The sequence below is a fragment of the Actinomycetota bacterium genome, from assembly GCA_030682655.1.
Lineage (GTDB): Bacteria > Actinomycetota > Coriobacteriia > Anaerosomatales > JAUXNU01 > JAUXNU01.
Window position 1 is genome coordinate 1 of the sequence record JAUXNU010000038.1, and the last position, 2,847, is coordinate 2,847.

The 2,847-nt window shown below is 64.1% G+C and carries 3 protein-coding genes; 1 reads left to right on the top strand and 2 read right to left on the bottom strand.

Annotated features, from left to right (window positions below; genetic code table 11):
• On the top strand, positions 1-1,813 hold a 1,813-nt coding region (locus Q8K99_02105; GenBank protein MDP2181348.1), incomplete at its 5' end, for a thioredoxin domain-containing protein.
• A gap of 24 nt (positions 1,814-1,837) precedes the next feature.
• Here Q8K99_02105 and Q8K99_02110 read toward each other — a convergent pair.
• Both Q8K99_02110 and Q8K99_02115 read right to left on the bottom strand, forming a co-directional pair.
• The gene (locus Q8K99_02110) at positions 1,838-2,404 is read right to left on the bottom strand and encodes an HDIG domain-containing protein (GenBank protein MDP2181349.1); all 567 of its coding nucleotides are present in this window, start codon (positions 2,402-2,404) and stop codon (positions 1,838-1,840) included.
• 23 nt (positions 2,405-2,427) lie between these two features.
• Positions 2,428-2,847, bottom strand: a 420-nt coding sequence (locus tag Q8K99_02115; protein MDP2181350.1) for a flavodoxin family protein, incomplete at its 5' end; no start/stop codon positions are given.

A 2,847-nucleotide genomic window follows, 5' to 3' on the forward strand; every position in this document is an offset into this window, starting at 1 on the left:
GGTCGACCGCGAGGAGCGACCTGACGTGGACGCCATTTACATGAAGGCGGTCCAGGCCATGACCGAACACGGCGGATGGCCGATGAGCGTGTTCCTGACTCCTGACCGTGAGCCGTTCTATGGTGGTACGTACTATCCGGACACCCCACGCCACGGCATGCCGTCATTTACCCAGGTGCTTGAGCGCATCGCCGAGCTGTGGCAGACGCAGCGAGACGAGGTTGTCGACGCCGGTACCCGGCTGTCTGCGATGCTCGCCAGTGGCGACACAGTCGCGGGCTCGTCGGGCGTGCCCCTCGGCCGCGAGGTGCTCGATGCGGCTGTTCGTGGATTGTCGCGCACGTTCGATCGCAGACACGGTGGCTGGGGCGGTGCTCCCAAGTTCCCACAGCCGGCGGTCCTAGAGTTCCTCCTGCGGAGATATGTGGCGACCAGCGACGAGGCGCTGCTGGAGATGGTCACCCACACCCTCGATGCGATGGCCCATGGGGGGATATACGACCAACTCGGCGGAGGCTTCCACCGCTACGCCACCGACGCGTTCTGGCTCGTGCCGCACTTCGAGAAGATGCTCTACGACAACGCTCAACTCGCACGGGTCTATCTGCACGCGTGGCAGGTCACTGGCGATGCTTTCTACAGGCGCATTGTCGAGGAGACTCTCGACTACGTTGCTCGCGAGATGCTAGACACCCACGGCGGTTTCTACTCGGCGCAGGACGCGGACTCGGAGGGCGAGGAGGGGCGCTTCTTCGTTTGGAGGCCTGACGAGATTGTGGCGGCGCTTGACGACCACTCAGCTGATCCGGCGGGTGATGCCCAACTCTTCATGTCAACTTATGGCGTCACCGAGCGCGGCAACTTCGAGGGCTCGAATATCCTGCACGCGGCCAAGTCGATCTCGCGGGCAGCCGTTGAGTCATCACTCGACATCGCGGATGTCGAGGCGCAAATCCAACGCGTGCGCGAGCGGCTGCTGACGGTTCGATCCGGCCGCGTGAGGCCTGGCACTGATGACAAGGTGCTCATCGCCTGGAATGGACTGATGTTGTCGGCATTTGCAGAAGCCGCGCGGGCATTCGACCGCGAGGACTACCTGACCATTGCTGAGATGAACGCGGCGTTCGTGTTGGGTCTGATGCGGGATCAGGACGGCCGTCTCCGGCGCACCTGGAAGGCAGGCCAATCTCGACTCAACGGCTACCTCGAAGACTACGCTCACTATGCCGAGGGTCTGCTGGAGCTCTACCAGACCACATTCGACCCTGCGTGGTTCGACGCGGCGGTGGGTCTTGCGGACGAGATTCTCGCTCACTTCTCCGATCCAGCGGGCGGCTTCTTCGATACGAGTGACGACCACGAGGCGCTACTCTTCCGGCCGAAGGAGACGCAGGATGGCGCCATGCCCTCAGGCGGGTCCGTGGCAGCGATGGTCCTCGCGAGGCTGGGCGAGTACACGGGTGAATCGAGCTACTCGGAGGCAGCTGGAGCCGCCGTTGCTGGCGTCGCCGATCAGATGCTTCAGGTTCCTCTCGGATTCGCGATGTGGCTGTCCGCACTCGACTTCATGCTCTCGCCGCCAAGTGAACTTGCCATTGTCGGACCCGATCCTCTGCCGATGCTCGCGGTGGTGCGCGCTACCTACAGGCCCAACCTCCTCGTTGCCGCGAAGGCGGAGGATGAGGACAGCGGCATCGCGCTGCTCACGGGGCGCGATTCCACAGACGGATACACGACCGCGTATCTCTGTCGCCATTTCGCGTGCGAGCGACCCGTCACGACTCCAGAGGAATTGGGTGACCTGCTCGGCTGAAGCGGACGCCATCGGCAGGCGGTGCTAGCCCGACGCGACGACGCCTTCGACCGAGAGACCGGTCTCTTCGGCGACTTCTGCCATGAACGCCGTTGCTCGTTGCTGGGCCCGATCCAGTCTGCTGATGAAGGCCGTGTTGCCAGTGTTTCGCTCGCGCAGTGAAGCGAATCTCAGGCTCAGCGTGGTCGGCCTTGTCCCTTCAATCAGGAAGTCGACGAGCGGCACGATGTGTTCTTCAGTCGACCGGGGTTCGAAGCTTTGGGCCGGAAGACCGAACAACTCCGCCTCGTCTTCGGGGATGCCGAACAAGACATGGGAGGCGCAGACGAAGGCGACGTCGGGCCGGCCGAGGCTCATCATCAGGTTGTAGCCCTCGACGCCGTGAAGAATCGGGTCGTGCGTGGCGTATCTGCCGATGTCGTGGAGCAGCGCGACCGACCAGAGGGCATCCAAGTCCACAGCCCGGGCGTCGCGGAGGAGCGCGCCCACGGCCACCGCTGCATTCGCGACCGCATCGCAGTGCTGCGTCCACGGCGCGTCGCCGCCGTGCCGGGCAAGCAACGCGCGTGCTTCTTCGCGCGAAGGAACCATGGCTCCCACTCTCGACCGTGCCTCTACCGGCTGACCGCTTTGGCCTCACTATCAAGAGCTTTGAGGTTGGTGTCGATGGGATCGGCCCGCAATGTCCTCGCACCCCACACGAGATTGTGGGCCATGTAGCGAGCCGTTCTGTTGGTGTAGAGGTGCTCGTCACCGCCGGCAGCAAGGTAGCTTGGACCCGGACCCGCGTCGCCGACCCAGTAGCAGTCGACGTTCGGCGGAACCATGCAGCCGAGGTGTGTGAGGTTGAAGAGTGTGTTCGCGCAACAGTCGTGCGCGCCGTCCTCGTTGCCGGTGACGATGACGCCGCCGACCTTCCCGTAGAGGGGGTACTGGCCGGTGATCGGGTCGCCCTCGGCGTAGGTGCCGTCGAGTCGCTCCATCACGAGCTGCGCGACCGACGAGCGGACCCCGAACCAGATCGGCATGGCGAT